Below are 20,411 nucleotides of genomic sequence, written 5' to 3'. Positions count from 1 at the left end.
TGTGCACCATTCTATCTATTCCCCAGCGGATCTGACGACTTTCACCGGCCTCGACAGTCTAGGACTAACGGCTATCGCTCAACACATAACCTCAGCCAGGGCTGAGATTCTCTGCGAAGTCACCACCCCAAACCCATGGTGCCAATCCTGCGGAGCCCAAGGAATACCACGCGATACCGTCATCAGACGTATCGCGCACGCACCGTTCAGCTGGCGGCCCACCGCCCTAGCTATCCGTCACCGCAGGTACCGGTGCACGCAATGCCACCATGTCTGGCGTGAAGACCTCACCCAAGCTGTATCACCACGACAGAAAATCAGTAAAACTGGTTTGCGTTGGGCGCTCTATGGCCTGGTCACCCAACACCTTTCAATCTCACGGATTGCTGAAGGATTAGGCGTTTCGTGGAATACCGCCAATGACGCGGTGTTGGCCGAGGGTCAACGGTTACTGATCAATGATTCCACCCGCTTTGACGGGGTCAAAGTCCTTGGCGTTGACGAACACGTGTGGCGTCATACCCGCGACGGGGATAAATACGTAACGGTCATCGTGGACCTCACGCCCGTCATGGAAGACACCGGAGCATCCCGTTTATTAGACATGATTCCCGGCCGTTCCAAGGCCGTGTTTAAGACCTGGCTTGCTGAACGCGATGAAGCATGGAAAAACACTGTTGAGGTCGTCGCGATGGATGGTTTCACAGGCTTCAAAACCGCTGCCGCTGAAGAGCTACCTCAAGCCGTGGAAGTTTTGGATCCTTTTCATGTGGTCAAGCTCGGATCTGACGCGTTGGACCAGACAAGGCAGCGGGTTCAACGGGTGCAGCACGGTCATCGAGGGCGCAAAGATGATCCGCTGTATCAGTGCCGGCGGACCCTGACTACCGGGCTGTCATTGGCTACGGAGAAGCAGAAAGCCAAGGTTGAAGCGTTGTTCAAGAAACCTGAGTATGAGCCGGTTGAACTGGTGTGGAGTGTTTATCAGAAGATGGTTGATGCGTACCGGCAATCGAAACCAGAAGTCGGTCGGTGGGCTATGGGGCAGTTGATTGAGGAGATAGGAACGAAGGTGCCCAAGGGTTTGCCGGAGTTGAAGAAGCTCGGTGGAACTCTGCGGCGTAGGAAGAGCGATATTCTGGCGTATTTTGACCATGTTGGCTGTTCGAACGGTCCTACTGAGGCGTTGAATGGGCGGTTGGAGCATTTGCGGGGTATCGCTTTGGGGTTCCGAAATTTGACGCACTATGTCGCACGGTCATTGTTGGAGACCGGTGGATTTAGGAAGGTTTTACACCCTCATTTGTGAAGAGCCAGTAAAGTTTGCAAAGAATGCAGTACGGTTTTTGCTGAGCTCAATGAAGTGGGCTCGGGCCTGCGCGCCGTCATTCTTCCATTGGTTGTTGATGGCACTACAGCCCTGGGTTTTCCGGCGGCCGGCCAATAATTCGGCGGTGCTGGACGTATTACCGCGATGGCTTCGGCGAGTGTTGCCGGCAGTGCTATCCGTGACTATGTTGCAAACGAACAGAAAACGTTCGATCAGCTCTGACCTCCCGGAGAGTCCCCAGTCGTTCTCCGAGTTCAGGATCCGCTAGTTGGACTAAAGATATCGCCCAAGATCAAGAAGATCTTGGGCGATATCTTTACGCGAAATTGAGCAGTAGCCAACAAACTATTTTTGAGTTTCCAGCGGCAGATCTGACAGAGGTAAGTCATCGCTCGTGCGGCGCCCTCCGCGCTGTGCCCCGGCTCCGGCCGCGATCACGATAATGATGCCAAAGACTTGGAACCAGGTTGGGGTCTGGGCCAAAACGAGCAAGCCGATAAGAATGCCAAAGGCCGGTTCGATGGAAAGCAATGTGCCAAAAGCGGTGTGCGTCATCCGCTTGAGGGCCAACATCTCCAAACCAAAGGCGATGACCGGGGTGATGAGGGCAATGCCCGCTGCAGCGGGCAGAGTCCACCACGCAAAATCGTGGCTGATAACTTGTGGCAGGCCCACCGGCATCGTTGCGAAGGCAGCCACGGGGATGGTCAATGACAAGCCGCTGATTCCCGAGAAGCGATCACCAACGTGTTGAGTCAGTATGTTGTATAAGCCCCAACAGGTTCCGGCGCCCAGTGCGAACATCACACCTACTGCGTCAATTTTCCCGTGCCACGGTTCGGTGAGCAGTACAACGCCTAGGACAGCCAATATTGGCCACATCAACGCCTTGCGGTTTTTGCTCATGATTCCCGCAACGGTGAGCGGACCGAGGAACTCGATGGATACGGCAGTGCCCAGGGGTATGCGGTCAACGGCTTCGAGGAACAACGCGGTCATGAAACCGGTGACCACACCTAGTGCGATCAACGCTGGAATGTCTTGCTTGCGAATAGAGCGGAAATTTGGGCGCGCTATGATCCAGAGGAAAACAACGCCAAAGCACATACGAAGCCATGCCGTACCGCCAGCGCCAACCTGCCCGATGACAAAGACGGACGTGGCGTTGGATAGCTGGACTGCCAGCATCGCGGTAACCGCCAAGGTCCACGGCGGCAGGCCATTGAGTGTGGAGCGAGGGTTCACTGGGCACCTACCATCCGCTTGGAAACTCGTACTGCGGTGCCCAAAGACTCTAGGGCTTGGCTCAAGGCTTCGCCGCTTGCCTCCAGCTCTTCACCGGTCATGGGGGCTAAAGAATCCAAGATGAAAAAAGCGATAGTGGTGTCCTGGGACAGCGCGGTGCGCTTACCTTGGCGCCAGTTCCAGCGGCGACAGGTCACCCCCGTGTTATCCCGCCAAATCACTTCGCCTGCTTCAGGGTTCTCTAGCACCACTTCGCCGCCAGCACTCGTATCAAAGGATTCGTCACCGGTGGCACGGGTGAGCGTGGCCGGTCCGTCGTAGAGATCAAAGTCTTCGCCACCGAGCGGAATTTGATGCAGTACGGAAATGGCGTTGTAAATATCAGTCAATGCATTCACACGCGGTAAGCCTGCGCCTGCGCGACGAGTGAGTGCTTCGAGGCTGTTGCGGGTGCGTTGAGGTTTGGCGCCAAACCCGCGGTAAGCTTCGCGCCAAGCGCTGATCTGCGGTAGCTGATCCACTGGGGTGGAGGCCAATAACTCATTGGCGTGAGCTTCTGCCTTGTTGATCAATTCATCAGCGATCTCAGAATTCGCCTGTGGGTCGATACCTTCAACCACCAACAGTAGTGCGCGGTAGTCGGTGCGTAGTTCTATGACCGAGGGGTCAATGGAGCAGCCGTAGAGGAATTCGGTGGGGGTCAGCCTATTCGTCATGGGTGTTCTCCGTCTTATGTGTGTGGCCCACGCCTGGTTCGAATACGCACAGGCTGAATATGGCGGTGGTCTTGTGAGTGTTTGAGTAAGAGTGGGCGGTGTCCCCGTCAAAGGACATGGCATCACCGGCTTTGAGCTCGTGGGCTTCACCATCAACGTCTACGGTGATAGAGCCTTTGAGCAGATGCAGAAGTTCGCGGGTTCCTGCAACATGGGCTTCGCTCTCGTGGCGCTCGCCGGGGGCTAAATTCCAGTCCCATAGCTCAACGACTTCAGGGGCTTGGGTGCCGGCCACCAGAATTCCTCGGCCGCCATTCTCACCGTTCCACAAGACGGCACCTTCGCCTGCGCGCGTCACATTAGAGTGGCGTGCTTCCGGCGGTTCGACCAGGGCGGGCAGTCCTAGTCCCAACGCATCAGAAAGTTTGAGTAAAATGCTGACGCTGGGGTTGGCTGTCCCTTGCTCAACGTTGATGAGCATGCGGCGGCTGACCCCGGCATGCTCAGCGAGCTGATCCAGCGTCCATTCGTGTTTTTTGCGTTCGTTTTTTACCCGCGTGCCGATGGTTTGAGCGAGCCGCTCCGCGCTGGTCTCCATTAGTGCATCATATTGCACTGAAAGTGCATAGTCTATATTTAACGTCCGAAATGTCTGTAACTTCGTGGTCATAGGGTGCTTGTCATAAGAGCAAAATTCATTGACCGGTGCCAACTGATCACCTAGGGTAAACAAAAAATGCATATAGGTAATCCATCTCACGCCATATGCCCACCTCGAAGCGTCCGAATCCGGACCTCATCCTTGGGAGAACCGTTGAGCACAGTTGCACCTACCGAACAAGACGTTCTGGCCGCCGCCGCCAAAATCGTGAAAGCATTTGGCACGACTAACACTGAAGAATACTTCTCACTCTTCGCGCCCGAAGCATCATTCATTTTTCACCCCGAAGCATCCCGCTTAGATGACCGCGCTAGTTACGAAAAACTCTGGGACAGCTGGCTCAGTGATGGATGGCAGGTCACCGGATGCCAGTCCACTGAGCAACTGGTTCATGTTTTCGTTGGCGGTGCAGTCTTCAGCCACACCGTGGCAACACAAACCCGCACTGGAAATGATCCAGAGAACTACACCACTGATTCCTATGTAGAACGTGAAACTATCGTTTTCCGCCACGAAACAGACGGCTCACTGATAGCCATCCACGAGCACCTTTCAACGGTGCCGGAGACAGCACCAGCTGAAGCCACCGGTGAGAACGCATGAATCTCTACCGCAAATTTGAACAGAAGCTAGAAGCCGGCGCCGAAAGCTCCGGCCCGATTCGCGGACAGCTGGGCACCGGCCGCATCGGCATGATCTGGCTAGCAGCAAACCTCGTGGTAACCACACTTCTGACCGGAACCTTCTTTGTACCCGGACTGAACTTCTCACTGGCGCTGGTGATGATCGTTGCCGGAACGTTGATCGGTGCCGTCATCTTGGTGTTGATCGGAAACATTGGCACCCGCACCGGGCTGCCGACCATGGCCATCACCCGCGGAGCTTTTGGCACGCGAGGCAGCTTGTTACCCGTGGCGGCCAATGTCATCGTGCTGATGGGATGGAGCTGGGTGCAAGCCATGCTGGCGGGCGTCACCGTCAACTATCTAATTGCCTCCACGACCGGGTTCAGCAATCCTGTCCTATTCTCAGTGCTTTGCCAAGTCTTCGTAGTGATGCTGGCACTGTTTGGGCACGAAGGAATCTCGAGAGTTGAACCCTGGCTTGCCGTATTGATCTTGGCCATCATGGCCTACGTCTTTGCCATGGCCTTCGGCAAATACAATCCTGCAGAGTTTGCTGCGATCCCAGTTGATACCTCGCTAGGGTACACACCGTTTATCGTTCTGGATATCGTGATTGCCACGGCGATTTCATGGACTGTGCTATCGGCCGATATCAACCGCATGGCGCGCAATACTCGCGCCAGCATTGTCGGTTCAGGCATTGGCTATACGCTTTCCACCGTGTTGGCAATGATCCTTGGCGCCACCGCTATTGGGTACGTCATCCTTTCCGGTGACCAAGCAACAGAGTTTGATCCAACAATCCTTGTTGAAGCCTTTGGCGCCCCACTGGCTATTGCCATTTTCTTATCGGTGATGGCCACCAATACGATGGCGGTCTACGGAATGATCACCTCGGTGGTCAACTCTCGTCCCGAACGTAAACTGCCGTTCTTGGCTACAGCTTTGGTGGTCGGTACAGTTTCCATCCTCGGAGCCACCTGGCTAGCGTTACTGGATCAGTTCACTGATTTTTTGACGCTCATCGGTGCATTTTTCGTTCCAGTCTTCGCCATCATGATTGTGGACTACTACCTGCTCAAGCGTTCGCGCTACACGCGTGACATCCTGCGCCACACCGGTGGAGCCTACTGGTACCGCAACGGAGTGAACCCGATTGCCGTTGCCGTATGGGTGGCAGGTGCGGTTGTCGCCTACCTGCTGACCTACCTCTTCCCAAGCCCAATTGGCGCCACCCTTCCGTGCTTCTTCGTCAGCTTCCTGCTCTATCTGGGTCTGTCCTGGAAACAACGAGACCGAGGCCAAATTGTAGCTCATGAGCACCTAGTAAGTGAGGAATCTCAGAACGCCAGCTGACCGGCAAGAGAGCAAGGTCTGGAGCTTATATCTGAATCTCTGGCACCGGTAGCCACCACTTCACTTCTACACATAGACTTGCTAAAAAACGGGACGAGTCAAGCTCATAGCTACTGACATCGAAATGACCGCCAGCAGTGTTCTCCGCCGTAAGAATGTGAGTAGTGACTATGGAAGTTACCGGTGCTTTAACACCCTTCAATTCACCCATTGTGAAACTTGAGCGTCTCTTCGATGCCAACGAAATTGAAATATTCGCCAAACTGGACTCATTACAACTTTCTGGCAGCACCAAGGAACGCACCGCGGAATCCCTGATCACAGCATTCCTAGAGACAGGTGAACTGAAGCCTGGCGGAATGGTGGTGGAATCAACTTCAGGTAACTTGGGGATTTCCCTGGCCCGGCAATGCATCGTGCGAGACATCAGATTTGTTGCCGTTGTTGATGAAAACGCCAACAAATCAGCCCTAGACATCATGCGTGCCTATGGAGCAACCGTGGACCTAGTGGTGGATCCACCCGATGGCAACAGACTTGCCGCACGCCGGAAACGGGTCGCTACCCTGTTGGCAGAAAACCCTGGTGCGGTGACCACCAACCAGTACGGGTCTGCGCGCAACCCCGAGGCTCATTACTCCACGACCATGCCAGAAATCATGGAGGCGATGGGTGGGGATCTAGATATGCTCTTTGTCGCCACCAGCACCACTGGCACGATTCTCGGATGCCAAAAGTACGTGCGAGAACATCAGCTCAAAACAAAACTGATTGCGGTGGATGCGCTGGGCTCGGTGCTCTTTGGCGGCCAATCGGCCGAACGGCGCCTGCCTGGTCTGGGTGCAGGAATCGTCCCTGAGCTGTCCCTAGAAGTACAGCCCGACGAAGTTTTACGTATACCTGAGATCGAAATGGTTCGTGGCTGCCGACTACTGGCCAAGCGGGAAGGCATCCTTGCTGGAGCATCTACCGGAGCAATCGTCGCTGCCATGGGGAAAATGCTCCCAGAAATTCCCCAAGGATCACGGGTTGCTTTCCTCGTGCACGATTCGGGGGTTCCCTATCTCCACACGGTCTACAACGACGAATGGGTGCAAAAAACTCTCGGTGAGTCGCCTCAGTCTGCAAATTTAGCTGAGTTAGAAGTTGATGCTGAACGATGATCCGCATAGCGATGATCGGAGGCGGACCAAAATGTTTGTTTGCTTTGCTGGAACTGAACGATGTGCTCAGCGACAACGAAGCCCAAACAGTTCAGGTTGATGTTTATGACCCATACCCGCCGGGAGCCGGACGGGTATGGAATACCACGCAGCCCAAAGAACTGAGACTGAACGTCAACTCGCGCATTATCGACGCGTCATCCAGTCTGTGCGATCAGACGTTCAACGAATTCAGAAATAACGCATTGCAGGGAACTACCGATGAGGTCTTTCCGCCGAGGGCTCTTGTCGGGGAGTATCTCAGCAAGCAATTTCAACGATTGGTACAGCACGGGAAACTACCGGTCACACATCGGGCATCAGCAGTGCACAAAGTGGAACGCCAAGCAGGACAGTGGTTGGTGACCAGCGACTCCTGGTACGAGCTCTATGACGAGGTAGTCATCGCCACTGGGCATGGACTCGCTGGCTACCAACACGAGCAGAAGTCGGCAACAACCATAACTGCGGCTGAACTAACGGTAGAGCGCTCGGCCGATGCTCAGCAGAAGGTTCCCGACCGAAGCACGGTGCGGATCCGCGGTGCAGCACTGACCGCTTACGACGTGGTCATGACGTTGACCGAGGGACGTGGCGGGCAATGGGCACCTTCGGAGGACGGGACACCGGGCCGCTTGAGATATGTGCCCAGCGGAAAAGAACCACGGCACATGACCATGCTCTCGCGTCACTGTATCCCGATGACACCCAAACCCATGGGCCTTCCAACCCAAGCGCAGGACATTCTTCATAACTACCGGTTACAACTGCGCCAGTGGAGCAACACCAGCGAACACCACACCGAGCAGATGTGGCGGATCCTTTTAGCTTGCGCCATGGACATCGCCGGTAGCGCCGGAGTTCCGGCGAACGAAGAATCCCTAAAACAAACGGTGGATAACGGGAGATCAGAGCAGTTCTCCACTCTGGCCAGTCCCTTTGAACAAATGAGATATACCCTTGATGCGCACCGTGGGCTGAAGCCGCAAACCCATGAATGGGTGTGGGCCATCGTTTGGTCTGGCCTGTATTCAGAACTAGTGACCGCACTGGCTAGATACCAGTGGGCCCCGGCGGACCGGAAGAAGTTCAACGCGGCGGCCACTAATCTTGAACGCATGGCTTTCGGACCGCCAGAACCGACGGCGCAGAAACTGCTGGCCCTGTACGACGCCGGAATGCTCCAGCACCAAACATCCGGCATGGAACATACCGGCGGCGTCCTAACCATCGATGCCGTGACCGCACCTCCCGGTGTGCTCGCAGCTGCCTTCCCTGACGGAGAACCCGCCAACGAATTGATCAGCTCGTTACTCTCTGCCGGCGAGGTCAAGATCAGGACCGGCGAGCGCGGGCTGCTCACAGATGCCGACGGGACCTGTATCAATGCCGAAGGTTCACGCAACGAATCCTTGAGTGCTCTAGGACGCCCCACCGAAGACCCCACCTTGGGCCATGACACCTTGAATCGAACCTTGCACCTGGAGTACCGGGGCTGGGCCCGGCGCATCATGGCGCAAGTGAACGCTCGAAGCCAGAAAGTAGCCAACTGATGCCACCGCTGATGCACGGAACCTTGCCCATGACTGCCCGACTAGAACCATGGATGGAGAGCCTGGTTCAGGATCCGGAGCTATGCAAAGAATTGCTGTCCGATTACGGGTCACCACTGAACGTTCATGATTACTCATCCATGGCCCGGAACGTCGCTGAATTACGGGATGCCGCGGCAGTGCATGACATTGATTTCCAAATCTATTTGGCACGCAAGGCCAACAAGACCCTGGGTGCCATCGACAAAGCCGTGGCCGAGGGATGCGGTGTAGATGTGGCGAGCTTCAATGAGCTGGATCAATGCTTGAGACGCGGTGTCAGCCCAGAGTCGCTGATTGTCACCGCCGCGGTGAAATCTAGAGCTCTGCTGAAGTTGGCGGTAGAGAATGACGTCGTACTGAGTCTGGACAACACCGATGAAGTCATGGATCTCTTGGAATTGACTACGAGTGACGGAACGCCGGTGCCGGTGGCTTTGCGTCTGGCCTCAAGCAACGCGGCGATTGCGCCCACCAGGTTTGGGCTGAGCGCTCAGCAATGGCTGGACTTCTTTGCCCAGATACATAGTCCCGAAGTTTTCAGCATTGTTGGTGTGCACTTCCACCTTAACGGCTACAGCGGCGAACAGCGGGCACTAGTCTTGCAAGAGTCCTTGGAATTTGCAGACGCCCTGGCACAGCTGGGTCATAAGGTGAAATTTGTAGATATGGGTGGCGGTATTCCCATGTCTTATCTTGATGATTCGCAGCAGTGGTCTGGATTCTGGGAAGCGCTCGCCGAAGTACCTGAGGGTGATGAATCATTAACTTGGAAATCTGACCGGCTGGGCGCCACTGGGCCGCAGGCCAGCACCGCTTTGTATCCGTATCACCAAGAACTGATTCGCGGCCCATGGCTGGAGAAGATTCTCATCGCTCGGGGTGCTGATGGGTCCCAGACTGTGGGCCAGATGCTCAATGCCCGGGGGATCCAGCTGCGTTGCGAACCGGGACGTTCGCTACTTGATGGGTGTGGACTGACCCTGTCCGAGGTGGCGTTTACCAAGGAACGCAACGACGGGGTGAGCCTGGTGGGACTTCATATGAATCGCACCCAGTGCCGTTCTACTGCCGCGGACTTCTTGGTCGACCCGATTCTCATCAAAGCTTCGGGAAGGCATGCGAACGATCGTTCCCCATACAGTGGCTTCCTCGTAGGTGCGTACTGCATCGAGGAAGAACTCATCCTGCGCCGGCGCTTCGAATTCCCGCAAGGGGTAGCCAAAGGCGATGTAGTGGCTTTCCCCAATACCGGGGGATACTTGATGCACATTATCGAAAGTGCTTCGCACCAATTGCCGCTAGCCAAAAATGTTGTATTGGATGGTGCCAACGCGAGCCTTGACGATATTGACCAGGTCGGCGCCGGCCATTGATGGCTGGTACCGACCTGGTGCATGACGCGCAGAAGCGGATGATTTGGACTAGCCCACGTGCACCCAGGGCCGGCGCTGCAGATTAGGCTCTGCTTCGCGCAAAACTTCGCGGGTCAAGGGGGCAATCTCACCTTGTCCAAGGAAAATGAACTTGGCCAGGTTCAACAGTGGATTGCCTTCGGTCCAGCGGAAGTAGATGTGTGGCATTACCTCGTACTGATCTCGAATCGCCATGGAGATGGCCACAATCGAGGTAGAAACCGAGGGGGCTGTCGCTTCAAGAATCCATTGACCGTGTCGGGTGATACCGTGAACTTCAATATCTTGGGCGAAGTCCGAGTAGTCGCTGACCTTGATTTCTAGGAACACCACCGGTGCACGTTGCGGGATATGGCTAGCAAGGATAGCGTGCTGGTGCTTGTGCAAGTAGCGCCGCTTGGAGATCTTCACCGGTTCATGGGCGATCAGTCGGAGCAACCCAGCGCTGCTGGCTTTCTGGATGATGTCCACTGCGCAGTCATCAAACATGACCGAGGTGGCGCGAAGTTCAGTGGAGCGGCGGAACCTAGAAAGTATCGAGACCATGAGCACTGCTGCAATGAAGAAGGCGGCAATCTTCAAGCCATCCGGGCGCTCAACACAGTTGGCAATCGTGGTGTAGACGAAGACCAGGCTGGCAGTTCCAAAGAGAGTTGTTTTGCCTCTTTCACCGTGCCGTCGTGCCGAGATGGTTACCGCAATGGCCGCGGAACTCATCAGCACCAGAACACCGGTGGCATAGGCGGCTCCCTGCGCATCAACACTTGCATCAAAATGAACGGTGATGCCGATAGCTACCAGGATGACAACAAGAACCAGGGGGCGCACTGCGCTGGCCCACGCCGGAGCCATACCAAAACGAGGCAGGTAACGCGGAATAAGGTTCAGCATGCCAGCCAACGCTGAAGCGCCAGCAAACCACAAAATGAGAATCGTGGAAATGTCATAGACCGTTCCAAATGCGTCACCCATCAGGTGGTGAGCTAGCCACGATAGTGCACGGCCATTGGCCTCACCGCCGGCTTGGAATTCTCGAGCTGGGATCAAGATGGTGGTCACGATAGATGACAGGACCAAGAAGCCGCTCATAATCAGCGCTGCTGTGGTCAAGAGCTTTTTTGCGCCCTTGATGCGACCTGCAGGTTTTGCCTCGGTATCGCCTGGAGCCTTGGTGATTTGGGGCATGACAGCAACGCCGGTTTCAAAGCCGGACAGGCCCAAAGCTAGCTTGGGGAACACTAGCAGGCAGACCAGCAACATCATGATCGGATCCCCGTGCGCGGTGAACAGTGAGTCAAGCCAGTTGCTGACCGTGACAGGGTGGCCAATGATGTTGGCTGCCGAAACGATGATGATGACCAAGTTCAGTGCCAAGAACGAGAACACGAGAGTTACGGCAATCCAGATGACCTCTGAGAAGCCACGCAAGAACAACGCACCGAGCAAGACCAGTAGAACTAGGGTGATTGGTACTTCTTTGCCGGCGAACCAGTCCGGGGTGAATGGGTTTTCAATGAGGTGTGCTGAAGCATCCGCGGCCGACAAAGTCGCGGTGATCATAAAGTCGGTGGCTGCGAATCCCAAGAGGATGAGGACAAATACTTTGCCCTTCCAATGCGGCATGAGCCTTTCGAGCATGGCAATGGAACCGTGGCCGTGGGGGGACTCTTGGGCAACGCGGCGGTATACCGGCAGAGCGGCGCCCAAGGTGACGGCAACAAGTATCAATGTTGCAAAGGGTGCGAGTGCGCCGGCAGCAAGCGCGGCAATAGCTGGCTGGTAGCCGAGCGTAGAGAAGTAATCCAGACCTGAAAGGCACATTACCTGCCACCATTTGGCACCATGCTTGCCCTCGTTGCTGGTGTCTTCCTGGCCGACTGAACTGTCGGTCAGCCACAGGCGCAATCGAGATGGCACCTTGGCTGCTGGTGCCTGATTCGACCCTTGGATCTGCGCATTTGTTTTGTTCACGAAAATGTACAGTACGCCTCAATTGGCAAGTAAGCGCCCCTTTGGGAGGAATTTTTTTAAAAGCCCAGTCAATGCAGGAAATAGTGATTGTGCGCAAGTTAGGGTGAACGTTTACGAGGCGTCAGAAATACTCTATTGGTGCGCAAGTCGACCCGGAACTGTCCAGAGGAAAATCCCTTTGATCTATACCTTTAAAATCCATACGATTGGTTGATGGCGAAATATGAGATTTCGGCGTCGAGGGTCTTTTTCTTTGGAAGTGAGAGCATTCAGACGAAAGAAATTGTGTCGTTGAGCACAGGAATGGCCGTGATGTGAAGCCATTATCAAGATTCCTCCAAGGCGCATTAAGACGGCGTTAAGAGCCGGTCTTGGCGGGGCCTTGGAGAGGTGCAATGGGAATGTATCAGCGTCATGCATCGACATGGCCGAAATTCCGCAGAGTGTACAAGGGTGGACAGCATCGTGTTCGTGAAGGTCCAGGGTTCCCAAGACGCAGCACAGCTGATCAGCGCTCTGACCGGACCAGTTCGCAAGGCATTGCTGAATAATCCTGTCCGCCTGGTGCCTCTAGGGTTTTTGGCCGCAATTGCGTTTGGAACGCTCATGCTGCTCTTGCCCATGTCGCGAGTTGACCCACAGGTTGGTGGCTTCATGCCAGCCTTGTTCACTGCAGTATCCGCTGTCTGCGTCACCGGCTTGGTTACGGTAGATACTGCTACCTACTGGACTGAGATAGGTCAAGGTTTCATCCTGCTACTGATCCAGATGGGTGGTTTCGGGATTATGACCCTGAGTTCACTTCTGGCGTTGTTAGTGCGCAAACACCTGGGCTTGCGCACACAACTTGTGGCCGCTTCGGAGACCCAAGCCTTAAACCTCGGCGATGTGCGCCGGATACTCGTTTTTGTCGCCAAAACTACTTTTGCCATCGAATCAGCGATAGCCCTGGTGCTGTCGGTACGGTTCTGGGTTATTAATCCCGCAGATCCGGCTGGCGCCATCTGGGGCGGTGTCTTCCACTCGATTTCTGCTTTTAATAATGCTGGATTCGCCCTCTACAGCGATAGCCTGATCAGCCACGCAGGTGACCCGTGGATTATGGTCCCATTGTGCGTCGCGGTGGTTCTGGGCGGATTGGGATTTCCGGTGATCTACGAATTGCTTCGTGGCAATGGCTCAAAGAAGAGCTGGTCCGTACACACCACGCTGACCCTCTGGGGAAGTGTCGGCCTGCTGGTGATAGGGGCTTTGCTTCTGGGTCTGTTCGAATGGAACCGGCCCGAGACCTTGGGGAACCTTTCCCCAGGAGGTAAAGCACTGGGCGTGATGGGATTGAGCGTCTTTCCACGTACCGCAGGCTTTAACAATATTGACTATGGGCAGGCCTCATCCGAGTCCTTGCTGGTTACAGAAGTCCTAATGTTCATCGGCGGAGGAAGCGCGAGCACTGCCGGTGGCATTAAGATCGGCACCTTTCTGGTGCTCGCCTTCGCCGTGTGGAGCGAAGCGCGTGGCCATGAGCAGATCACCGTGGGACGTCGTGCTATTGGAACAGTGATTCAGCGCCAAGCACTATCCGTAGCCCTATTGGGCGTTGGCGCGGTGGTGGTCGGTTCGCTGTTACTGCTGGTGCTCACCGAGCATTCGTTGGAAGAAGTCTTGTTTGAATGCATCTCGGCGTTCGCTACTGTCGGAGTAAGTATGGGAATTACTGCCGATCTGTCCACCGGCGCCCAACTGGTGATTATCAGTCTGATGTTCATCGGCCGTGTGGGGATCGTTTCGGCTGCCGCCGCGCTGGCCCTGAGCCACCGACGGTTGCTGTTTAGGTTGCCAGAAGAGCAGCCGGTCATAGGCTGAGTGGGGCACCGTGTCTGAGCTACCGTATTCCGGTACGATCACTGGGTACTGGCTAGGATCCCGAACGCCAAGGAGCATCATGGACGTGTCGAACACCGGGCCACAGGTCCACCCGCTTCTGATCGTCGCGCTGTCGGGCCGTGCCGGGTCCGAGTCCCTGCTGCGCCGCGCACTGCACGAGGCCGTGCAGATGCCAGGGGCTGAGGTAATGGCGGTCCATGTTCCACAACGTGGCATGGGTGCAAATCAAGCAGGCCAAGAAGCCGAGCTGGCCAGATTGCGCACGGCCGCGGAAAGCGCCGGGGCCACCTGGCATATGGTGCTGGGCCAAGACATCAGCGAAGCGCTACTGGGATTCGCCCGAAGCACACAAGCCACACACCTGGTCATCGGAGCCCAGCTCCCAGGCACTGGACGCCGGCGGATGCGCGATCAGCTGTCCCTGAGGCTGGCACAGCAGGCCACCGCACCGGCTGATCCCAGCATCATGATCATTCCCAGTCCCGCACTGCCAGGTAGCGAAGGAAGGGCCATGCGTGATGTTTTCCAGAAACGCCAACGGCTTAACGGCACCCGGCGACTGCTGGGCTGGCTCTTAGCCGCTTGCGGACCACCCTTGCTAGCCAGCGGTTTTCTACTGGGCGGCAGTGAAAGCGAACTGCTGACCTTGATCTTCCTTAGCCAGCTCACACTGGTGGTCTTCGTAGCCCTGTTGGGAGGCTGGTGGCCAGCGCTGGCAACGGCCTTACTGGGCACCGCCATCCTGAACTGGTTCTTCACCCCACCGACGGGGCAATTGCATATCCATGAGCCATTCAATGTCGTGGCGCTGAGCCTGTTCTTGCTGGTCGCGGCCGGCGTGGCACGGGTGGTGGACATCGAAGCACGGCGCACCGCCGAGGCCGGCCAAGCCCGGCACCAGGCAGACACCCTCTTTGAATTATCCGGCGGGGTGATCCGCGAAGGACTGCGCGTTCCGGCACTGCTCGAATGGCTCTGCCGCTCCTACCAGCTGCGCGGGGCCGCACTGGTTCGGCGGGGTAGTGAGTCCTCGCCGACTCCGGTCACCGTGGCATCGGCTGGAGTAGCGCCTGCGAAGGCAGAGACCAGCGACTACGCCATCACGGTAGATGCAGAACATCTGCTGTTGATCGATGGCATTCCGCGTGAAGCCTCGGATCAGGGAATCTTTGAGGCCTTTGCTGGGCGCATCGCCGCAGTGCTGCAACATCGAGCGCTCGCCGAGGCGCGTTTGCAGTCCCGGGAACTGGCCGCCGGTAATGCGATGCGCACCGCATTGCTTGCCGCGGTGTCCCATGACTTGCGCACTCCGTTGTCGGGGATCAAGGCTTCGGCCTCCAGTCTGCGGATGCAGGATGTGGTGCTGAGTGAGGAAGACACCTCGGACCTGTTGGCCACCATTGAGGAGTCGGCCGACCAGCTCAGCGAGAGAATCGAGGATCTGCTGAGCATGAGCCGGATCCAGGCCGGCGAGCTGGTGGTGCACCGCAGCCGGATCCAAGTTGAGGATCTGGTGGCTTCGGCCGTGCGCGATCTGGCCGGGCAGATTCGTCCGGCGCACCTACAGGTGCAAATTCCCCCAGACTGCCCACCGGTCAGTGCAGACTACGGACTGGCCGTGCGAGTGTTGGCCAACCTGTTGGAAAATGCAGTGCGCTATGGCGGGGAGAGCCCGTTGCAGCTGCGCGCGGTCCCCACCTCCACCGACGTGCGTATTCAGGTCATCGACCATGGGGCAGGGGTGCCGCAGGAAGAAAAAGACCGGATCTTCCGCCCCTTCCAGCGGCATGGCGATAGGGATAACACCACCGGGCTGGGGCTGGGATTGGCCGTAGCCCGAGGTCTGGCCGCGGGCATGGACGGGGACGTCCAAGCACAAGATACTGAGGGCGGGGGAGCCACGATGGTCTTCATCCTGCCGATATTCGAGGACAGAACATGACCACCACTGTATTGATCGTGGAGGATGATCCGCAGATCGCTCGTGCCTTGCTAGTGAACCTCAAGGCCCGAGGCTACCGCGCACTGCATGCAGCCACCGGACTTCAGTGCCTGCAGTTGGCTGCGGACGCGCACCCGGACGTGATCCTGCTGGATCTGGGGTTACCCGATCTTGAAGGCGGGGATGTTATTGACGGAATCCGTGGCTGGTCAAGTGTGCCAATTATTGTCGTCTCGGCCCGGCATGAGTCCCACAGCAAGGTGGATGCCCTGGACCGTGGGGCGGATGACTTCATCACCAAGCCCTTTGCCATGGATGAGTTGTTGGCGCGATTGCGTGCAGCCCTGCGCCGTGCACTTCCGGACCCGGGACAGGCCGTCGTGGAAACCTCGGACGGTAGGCTACGCATTGATCTATCTAGCCACTCGGTGAGCGTTAATGGCGAAGCGGTGCGATTGACCCGCTTGGAATGGCGAGTGCTGGAGGTGCTGGCCAGCAACCCGCATCGGCTGATCGGCGGTAGCGAGCTGCTCACTACGGTCTGGGGTCCCGAATACGGTGAAGAAGCGAACTATCTGCGGGTATACATGTCGCAGCTGCGCACCAAACTGGAACCTGAGCCGTCTAACCCCCGCTACTTCCTGACCGAATTGGGTATGGGGTACCGCTTTACGCCGTGAGCGACGAACACGATTAGAAGGTCTTGCCCGAATATCCCAGCTTGCGCGAAATTTGCGCTGCGGTAGTTCCCATGACCGTCTTCAGTGCCTTCATGCGTTCATCCGGCATATATGGATTGGTGGCCGACATGCTGATGGCGGCAATGATTTTTCCACTGCCATCACGAATTGGCGCAGCCACGCAACGGATTCCAGGTTCATTGTCTTCCAGATCCAAGGCGATACCTTCTTTGGCGTAGGACTTCATGCGCTTGAGGAAGGCTGCCTTAGTTTGGTGCGGTGCTTGCTCGATGGGGGACTCCGAATCGAAGGTTGATTCCCACCTGTCCGGGGTGTCTAACAGCAACGCCTTGCCAATGCCGGTGCGGCTTAGTGGCATTCGTTGACCTACCCGAGAGCGCATCTGTGCGCCACGAGTTCCGGGAACTTTGTCTACATAGAGCACCTGCGCTTCGTCTTCCACTGCTAGGTGCACGGTGTCCTGATATTTGCGGGCCAACTCTTCAAGGATTGGTTTGGCAATGACTGGAACTGGGCTTTGGTAGAGCGCATGGAAACCCAGCTCAATGAGCGCTGGGCCCAAACTGAAATCAGTGCCATGGGTGCTGCGCAGGAATCCGCGCTGCACCAAGAGCTTCACCATGCGCTGGGCGGCGCTTTTGCCAATGTTCGCTTCAGCTGAAACTTCATTGAGGTTAGTTGCACCGCGCCCAACAGCACGCAAAATGTCTAGTCCGCGTGCAAGTGTGAGGGTGCCAGCGGGCGGAGAGTCAACTGAATTTTCGTCTTTGAGTTCAGCTTCGAGTGCCATTGACGTCCCCTTGGTTTGATAATCAACAAGATCCTGTATCCCACTATATGCAACGCTCTTTGAAGTATTGGGATGACTCAGAGAATATTCACATGTGAATGGGACCACATTCAAGTGAGCTCGTGCAGTGCACGGGATGAAACAGGAGTTATGACAAACATCGCCGAAGCCCAGCTGATTGCCCTTGACTGGGGAACCACCTCCGCACGTGCCTACCTCATGGGCAACGACGCGAGCATTGTGGCCGAACGAAGTGCAGCTCTAGGAATCATGCAGGTCGCGACACGAGCCAAAGAACAGTCCCTGACACTGAATAAAGCATTCGAGCAGGCCCTGGTCGAACTATGCGATAACTGGCTGGAAGACTATCCGCAGACCCCCGTGATTGCTTGCGGAATGATTGGCAGCCAGCAGGGCTGGGTTGAAGCAACCTACCGTCCTGTGCCCGCCGATTTGGCAGACCCCACCTTTGAACTAGCCTCGGTCCAGATTGCCGAGAACCGACGAATGTACATCATTCCCGGCGTCCTAGACCTCAAAGAACTTCCCGATGTCATGCGTGGAGAAGAGACTCAGATTCTCGGCGCAATCGAGCTTGGAGACACGGCTACAGATGACGCAGCGGAACAGCTCTTTTTGCTCCCCGGCACCCACTCAAAGTGGGCCACAGTTCAAGGGCGGACAATCACGGGATTCTCTACCTCTATGACGGGGGAGACCTTCGGGTTGCTCAGTACCCAGTCCATCTTGTCCAAACTGATCAAGCCAACAGACTCAGTGAGCTGGGATGCCTTTGAGCGTGGGGTGAACATCTCCAAATCTTCGAATGGGGATGCGGACCTCATGCTGACGTCGTTCTCGGCGCGCACCTTGGTACTCACCGGACGTTTGGAGCGAACCGAAGTCAGTGACTATCTGTCCGGATTGATGATTGGTGCCGAGATTCGTTCGGTACTTGGTGCCTGGCATGACTCAGCACTTCCAGCGCTGACCATCTGCGGCAATGAAGAATTGAGCGCCAGGTACACACGGGCGCTGAAGGTCTTTGGTGTCACCGAAGTCCGCGCACTGCAGGGCACCGCGCCTCGTGGAGTCTGGGCCGTGGCCAGTGCGCTCGGCATGTTTCAGACCACCTCGGTCTAAGTCATTTATCTCGCCAACAACTCTTATAGAAAGGCTCACGCCGTGAATGAAGATCCATCCTCGTTGCGTCCCTCCGGGCTTGTCGCCATCTTGCGTGGCCTTGACCCGGCTGAAGCGCAGGCCGTCGGTGAATGCCTCTATGCCAGGGGTTTTCGCTCTTTAGAAGTACCGCTCAATTCACCACAGCCACTGAAGAGTATCGAAATCTTGCGCCGCACACTTCCTGCGGACGCCGTTGTTGGTGCCGGGACCGTACTCACCGTGGATCAGGTTCGCGCTTGCCACGATGCGGGCGCACAGATCATCGTTTCGCCAAATACCAACGTCGCGGTTATCGCTGAAACCGTGGCACTACGGATGGAATCATTCCCCGGAGCCGCGACTCCGAGCAATGCCTTTGACGCCATCGAAGCTGGTGCCACAAACGTAAAGATTTTCCCGGCCGAGCAAGTTGGCTTGGCGGGCTTCAAAGCCTGGACCGCAGTGCTCCCCAAAGAGATTCGCCTGATACCAGTAGGCGGTATTACCGAGGAGAACATGCAGCAATGGGTTGAAGCCGGTGCCACCGGATTTGGTATTGGCTCCTCGCTCTACAAAGCGGGACGAAGCCTAGAAGATTTGAAAACTAGAGCGGACAAGATTGTCCACGCTTACCAAACGATCCATGAGATGAGGATGTCTGCATGAAAATCACCAAACTGACCACTTACATGGTGCCACCACGTTGGCTCTTCCTGAAGATCGAAACCGACGAGGGAATTTCCGGCTGGGGAGAACCAGTTCTTGAAGGTCGTGCATCAACCGTAGCTGCGGCTGTGGAAGAACTTTCTGATTACCTCATTGGCCAGGATCCACGAAACATCGAGGACCTGTGGACCGTGATGTACCGTGGCGGTTTCTACCGCGGTGGCGGAATCATGATGAGTGCGCTGGCCGGTATCGACCAGGCGCTTTGGGACATCAAGGGCAAGGCACTTGGTGTTCCTGCCTACGAGCTGCTGGGTGGCAAAGTCCGCGACAAGATCCGTGTGTATTCATGGATTGGTGGCGACCGCCCCTCGGACACCGCTGCCGCAGCGAAGGCCGCTGTTGACCGTGGCTTCACCGCGGTGAAAATGAACGGTACCGAAGAACTTCAGTACATCGATACCTGGGACAAGGTCCAGGGCTGCTTGGAAAACGTTCAGGCAGTTCGTGACGCGGTAGGCGAGAACGTAGGCATCGGTGTGGACTTCCACGGCCGTGTCCACAAACCTATGGCCAAGGTCCTGCTCAAGGAACTAGAACCCTACAAGTTGATGTTCATTGAAGAGCCAGTGCTCAGCGAAAACGTGAACTCAATGCTGGAGCCATTACGCAATTCCAGCACTCCTATTGCTTTGGGCGAGCGTCTATTCTCTCGCTGGGATTTCAAGGATGTCTTGGCCAGTGGAGCAGTAGATATCATCCAACCTGATCCTTCGCACTGCGGTGGCATCACCGAAGCGCGCAAGATCGCGGCCATGGCTGAAGCCTATGACGTGGCCGTAGCGTTGCACTGCCCGCTGGGTCCAATCGCTCTGGCAGCAAACCTGCAGATTGATGCCGGCGCATACAACGCCTTTATCCAGGAACAGTCCCTGGGAATCCATTACAACAAATCCAACGATCTCCTTGATTACGTCAATGATCCGTCGGTCTTCGCCTATGAGGATGGCATGGTCGCCATCCCTGACGGCCCGGGTCTGGGTGTTGATGTAAATGAAGAGTACGTCATTGAACGCGCAGCTGAAGGTCACCGCTGGCGCAACCCAATTTGGCGGCACAAGGACGGATCCTTCGCAGAATGGTAAATCGA

At 56.3% G+C, this 20,411-nt stretch carries 17 protein-coding genes; 12 read left to right on the top strand and 5 right to left on the bottom strand.

What is annotated here, in order from left to right; translation table 11 throughout:
* Nucleotide 1: 1 nt before the first annotated feature.
* Complete coding sequence (locus tag ACT3RW_RS15660; RefSeq protein WP_441665189.1) at nt 2-1,309, top strand: ISL3 family transposase; 1,308 nt, start codon at nt 2-4, stop codon at nt 1,307-1,309.
* 366 nt (nt 1,310-1,675) lie between these two features.
* On the opposite strand, the gene ACT3RW_RS15655 is transcribed toward ACT3RW_RS15660, so the two are convergent.
* The 3 genes from ACT3RW_RS15655 to ACT3RW_RS15645 are packed head-to-tail and all read right to left on the bottom strand — an operon-like array spanning nt 1,676 to nt 3,889.
* On the bottom strand, nt 1,676-2,575 hold the full coding sequence (locus ACT3RW_RS15655; protein WP_444614397.1) for an EamA family transporter: 900 nt from the start codon (nt 2,573-2,575) through the stop codon (nt 1,676-1,678).
* Nucleotides 2,572-3,291 (bottom strand): B3/B4 domain-containing protein, encoded by a 720-nt coding sequence (locus ACT3RW_RS15650; RefSeq protein ID WP_444614396.1) that lies wholly within the window; start codon nt 3,289-3,291, stop codon nt 2,572-2,574. Before ACT3RW_RS15650 ends, ACT3RW_RS15655 begins: the two co-directional genes overlap by 4 nt.
* Complete coding sequence (locus tag ACT3RW_RS15645; RefSeq protein WP_444614395.1) at nt 3,281-3,889, bottom strand: helix-turn-helix domain-containing protein; 609 nt, start codon at nt 3,887-3,889, stop codon at nt 3,281-3,283. Before ACT3RW_RS15645 ends, ACT3RW_RS15650 begins: the two co-directional genes overlap by 11 nt.
* 216 nt (nt 3,890-4,105) lie before the next feature.
* On the opposite strand from ACT3RW_RS15645, the gene ACT3RW_RS15640 reads away from it, so the two are divergent.
* The 5 genes from ACT3RW_RS15640 to ACT3RW_RS15620 all read left to right on the top strand — a co-directional run bounded on the left by ACT3RW_RS15640 (nt 4,106) and on the right by ACT3RW_RS15620 (nt 10,104).
* The gene (locus ACT3RW_RS15640) at nt 4,106-4,555 is read left to right on the top strand and encodes a YybH family protein (RefSeq protein ID WP_242632504.1); all 450 of its coding nucleotides are present in this window, start codon (nt 4,106-4,108) and stop codon (nt 4,553-4,555) included.
* Nucleotides 4,552-5,934, top strand: coding sequence for a purine-cytosine permease family protein (locus tag ACT3RW_RS15635; RefSeq protein WP_444614394.1), 1,383 nt, complete (start codon nt 4,552-4,554; stop codon nt 5,932-5,934). The genes ACT3RW_RS15640 and ACT3RW_RS15635 overlap by 4 nt, the downstream gene beginning before the upstream one ends.
* 170 nt (nt 5,935-6,104) lie before the next feature.
* The gene (locus ACT3RW_RS15630; protein WP_444614658.1) at nt 6,105-7,097 is read left to right on the top strand and encodes a pyridoxal-phosphate dependent enzyme; all 993 of its coding nucleotides are present in this window, start codon (nt 6,105-6,107) and stop codon (nt 7,095-7,097) included.
* Nucleotides 7,094-8,689, top strand: a complete 1,596-nt coding sequence (locus ACT3RW_RS15625) for an FAD/NAD(P)-binding protein (protein WP_444614393.1) — start codon at nt 7,094-7,096, stop codon at nt 8,687-8,689. The genes ACT3RW_RS15630 and ACT3RW_RS15625 overlap by 4 nt, the downstream gene beginning before the upstream one ends.
* Complete coding sequence (locus ACT3RW_RS15620; RefSeq protein WP_444614392.1) at nt 8,689-10,104, top strand: alanine racemase; 1,416 nt, start codon at nt 8,689-8,691, stop codon at nt 10,102-10,104. Before ACT3RW_RS15625 ends, ACT3RW_RS15620 begins: the two co-directional genes overlap by 1 nt.
* A 48-nt stretch (nt 10,105-10,152) precedes the next feature.
* On the opposite strand, the gene ACT3RW_RS15615 is transcribed toward ACT3RW_RS15620, so the two are convergent.
* Entirely contained in the window at nt 10,153-11,964 is a 1,812-nt protein-coding gene (locus tag ACT3RW_RS15615) for an amino acid transporter (RefSeq protein WP_444614657.1), read from the bottom strand.
* Between the two features lie 615 nt (nt 11,965-12,579).
* On the opposite strand from ACT3RW_RS15615, the gene ACT3RW_RS15610 reads away from it, so the two are divergent.
* The 3 genes from ACT3RW_RS15610 to ACT3RW_RS15600 all read left to right on the top strand — a co-directional run bounded on the left by ACT3RW_RS15610 (nt 12,580) and on the right by ACT3RW_RS15600 (nt 16,620).
* On the top strand, nt 12,580-13,977 hold the full coding sequence (locus ACT3RW_RS15610) for a TrkH family potassium uptake protein (protein ID WP_444614391.1): 1,398 nt from the start codon (nt 12,580-12,582) through the stop codon (nt 13,975-13,977).
* Nucleotides 13,978-14,056: 79 nt separating this feature from the next.
* Nucleotides 14,057-15,940 (top strand): ATP-binding protein, encoded by a 1,884-nt coding sequence (locus ACT3RW_RS15605; RefSeq protein WP_444614390.1) that lies wholly within the window; start codon nt 14,057-14,059, stop codon nt 15,938-15,940.
* Complete coding sequence (locus ACT3RW_RS15600) at nt 15,937-16,620, top strand: response regulator (protein ID WP_444614389.1); 684 nt, start codon at nt 15,937-15,939, stop codon at nt 16,618-16,620. The genes ACT3RW_RS15605 and ACT3RW_RS15600 overlap by 4 nt, the downstream gene beginning before the upstream one ends.
* Nucleotides 16,621-16,633: 13 nt before the next feature.
* Here the strand turns inward: ACT3RW_RS15600 and ACT3RW_RS15595 are convergent, their stop codons facing one another.
* A complete protein-coding gene (locus ACT3RW_RS15595) occupies nt 16,634-17,431 on the bottom strand; it encodes an IclR family transcriptional regulator (RefSeq protein ID WP_262199170.1) in 798 nt (265 codons plus the stop codon).
* A 150-nt stretch (nt 17,432-17,581) separates the two neighbouring features.
* Here ACT3RW_RS15595 and ACT3RW_RS15590 point away from each other — a divergent pair, with 150 nt between their 5' ends.
* From ACT3RW_RS15590 to dgoD, 3 genes are read left to right on the top strand one after another with little or no spacing between them, the layout of a single operon-like run.
* Nucleotides 17,582-18,574, top strand: a complete 993-nt coding sequence (locus tag ACT3RW_RS15590) for a 2-dehydro-3-deoxygalactonokinase (protein WP_444614388.1) — start codon at nt 17,582-17,584, stop codon at nt 18,572-18,574.
* Nucleotides 18,575-18,616: 42 nt separating this feature from the next.
* Nucleotides 18,617-19,261 (top strand): 2-dehydro-3-deoxy-6-phosphogalactonate aldolase, encoded by a 645-nt coding sequence (locus ACT3RW_RS15585; RefSeq protein WP_444614387.1) that lies wholly within the window; start codon nt 18,617-18,619, stop codon nt 19,259-19,261.
* Nucleotides 19,258-20,406, top strand: coding sequence for a galactonate dehydratase (dgoD, locus tag ACT3RW_RS15580; protein WP_131089379.1), 1,149 nt, complete (start codon nt 19,258-19,260; stop codon nt 20,404-20,406). Before ACT3RW_RS15585 ends, dgoD begins: the two co-directional genes overlap by 4 nt.
* Nucleotides 20,407-20,411 lie beyond the last annotated feature (5 nt).

Origin of the sequence: Glutamicibacter sp. AOP5-A2-18, from assembly GCF_052446055.1 — a bacterium.
Classification (GTDB): domain Bacteria; phylum Actinomycetota; class Actinomycetes; order Actinomycetales; family Micrococcaceae; genus Glutamicibacter.
Note: the sequence above shows the minus strand (reverse complement) of the source record. Positions and strands in the feature narration are given on the sequence as shown.

What these genes read in the sequence shown, in the direction of transcription:
- dgoD (WP_131089379.1), top strand. Translation starts at nt 19,258, where the DNA reads ATGAAAATCACCAAACTGACCACTTACATGGTGCCACCACGTTGGCTC.
- ACT3RW_RS15630 (WP_444614658.1), top strand. Translation starts at nt 6,105, where the DNA reads ATGGAAGTTACCGGTGCTTTAACACCCTTCAATTCACCCATTGTGAAA.
- ACT3RW_RS15595 (WP_262199170.1), bottom strand. Translation starts at nt 17,431, where the DNA reads ATGGCACTCGAAGCTGAACTCAAAGACGAAAATTCAGTTGACTCTCCG.
- ACT3RW_RS15650 (WP_444614396.1), bottom strand. Translation starts at nt 3,291, where the DNA reads ATGACGAATAGGCTGACCCCCACCGAATTCCTCTACGGCTGCTCCATT.
- ACT3RW_RS15645 (WP_444614395.1), bottom strand. Translation starts at nt 3,889, where the DNA reads ATGGAGACCAGCGCGGAGCGGCTCGCTCAAACCATCGGCACGCGGGTA.
- ACT3RW_RS15600 (WP_444614389.1), top strand. Translation starts at nt 15,937, where the DNA reads ATGACCACCACTGTATTGATCGTGGAGGATGATCCGCAGATCGCTCGT.
- ACT3RW_RS15590 (WP_444614388.1), top strand. Translation starts at nt 17,582, where the DNA reads ATGACAAACATCGCCGAAGCCCAGCTGATTGCCCTTGACTGGGGAACC.
- ACT3RW_RS15605 (WP_444614390.1), top strand. Translation starts at nt 14,057, where the DNA reads ATGGACGTGTCGAACACCGGGCCACAGGTCCACCCGCTTCTGATCGTC.
- ACT3RW_RS15620 (WP_444614392.1), top strand. Translation starts at nt 8,689, where the DNA reads ATGCCACCGCTGATGCACGGAACCTTGCCCATGACTGCCCGACTAGAA.
- ACT3RW_RS15635 (WP_444614394.1), top strand. Translation starts at nt 4,552, where the DNA reads ATGAATCTCTACCGCAAATTTGAACAGAAGCTAGAAGCCGGCGCCGAA.
- ACT3RW_RS15625 (WP_444614393.1), top strand. Translation starts at nt 7,094, where the DNA reads ATGATCCGCATAGCGATGATCGGAGGCGGACCAAAATGTTTGTTTGCT.
- ACT3RW_RS15615 (WP_444614657.1), bottom strand. Translation starts at nt 11,964, where the DNA reads ATGTGCCTTTCAGGTCTGGATTACTTCTCTACGCTCGGCTACCAGCCA.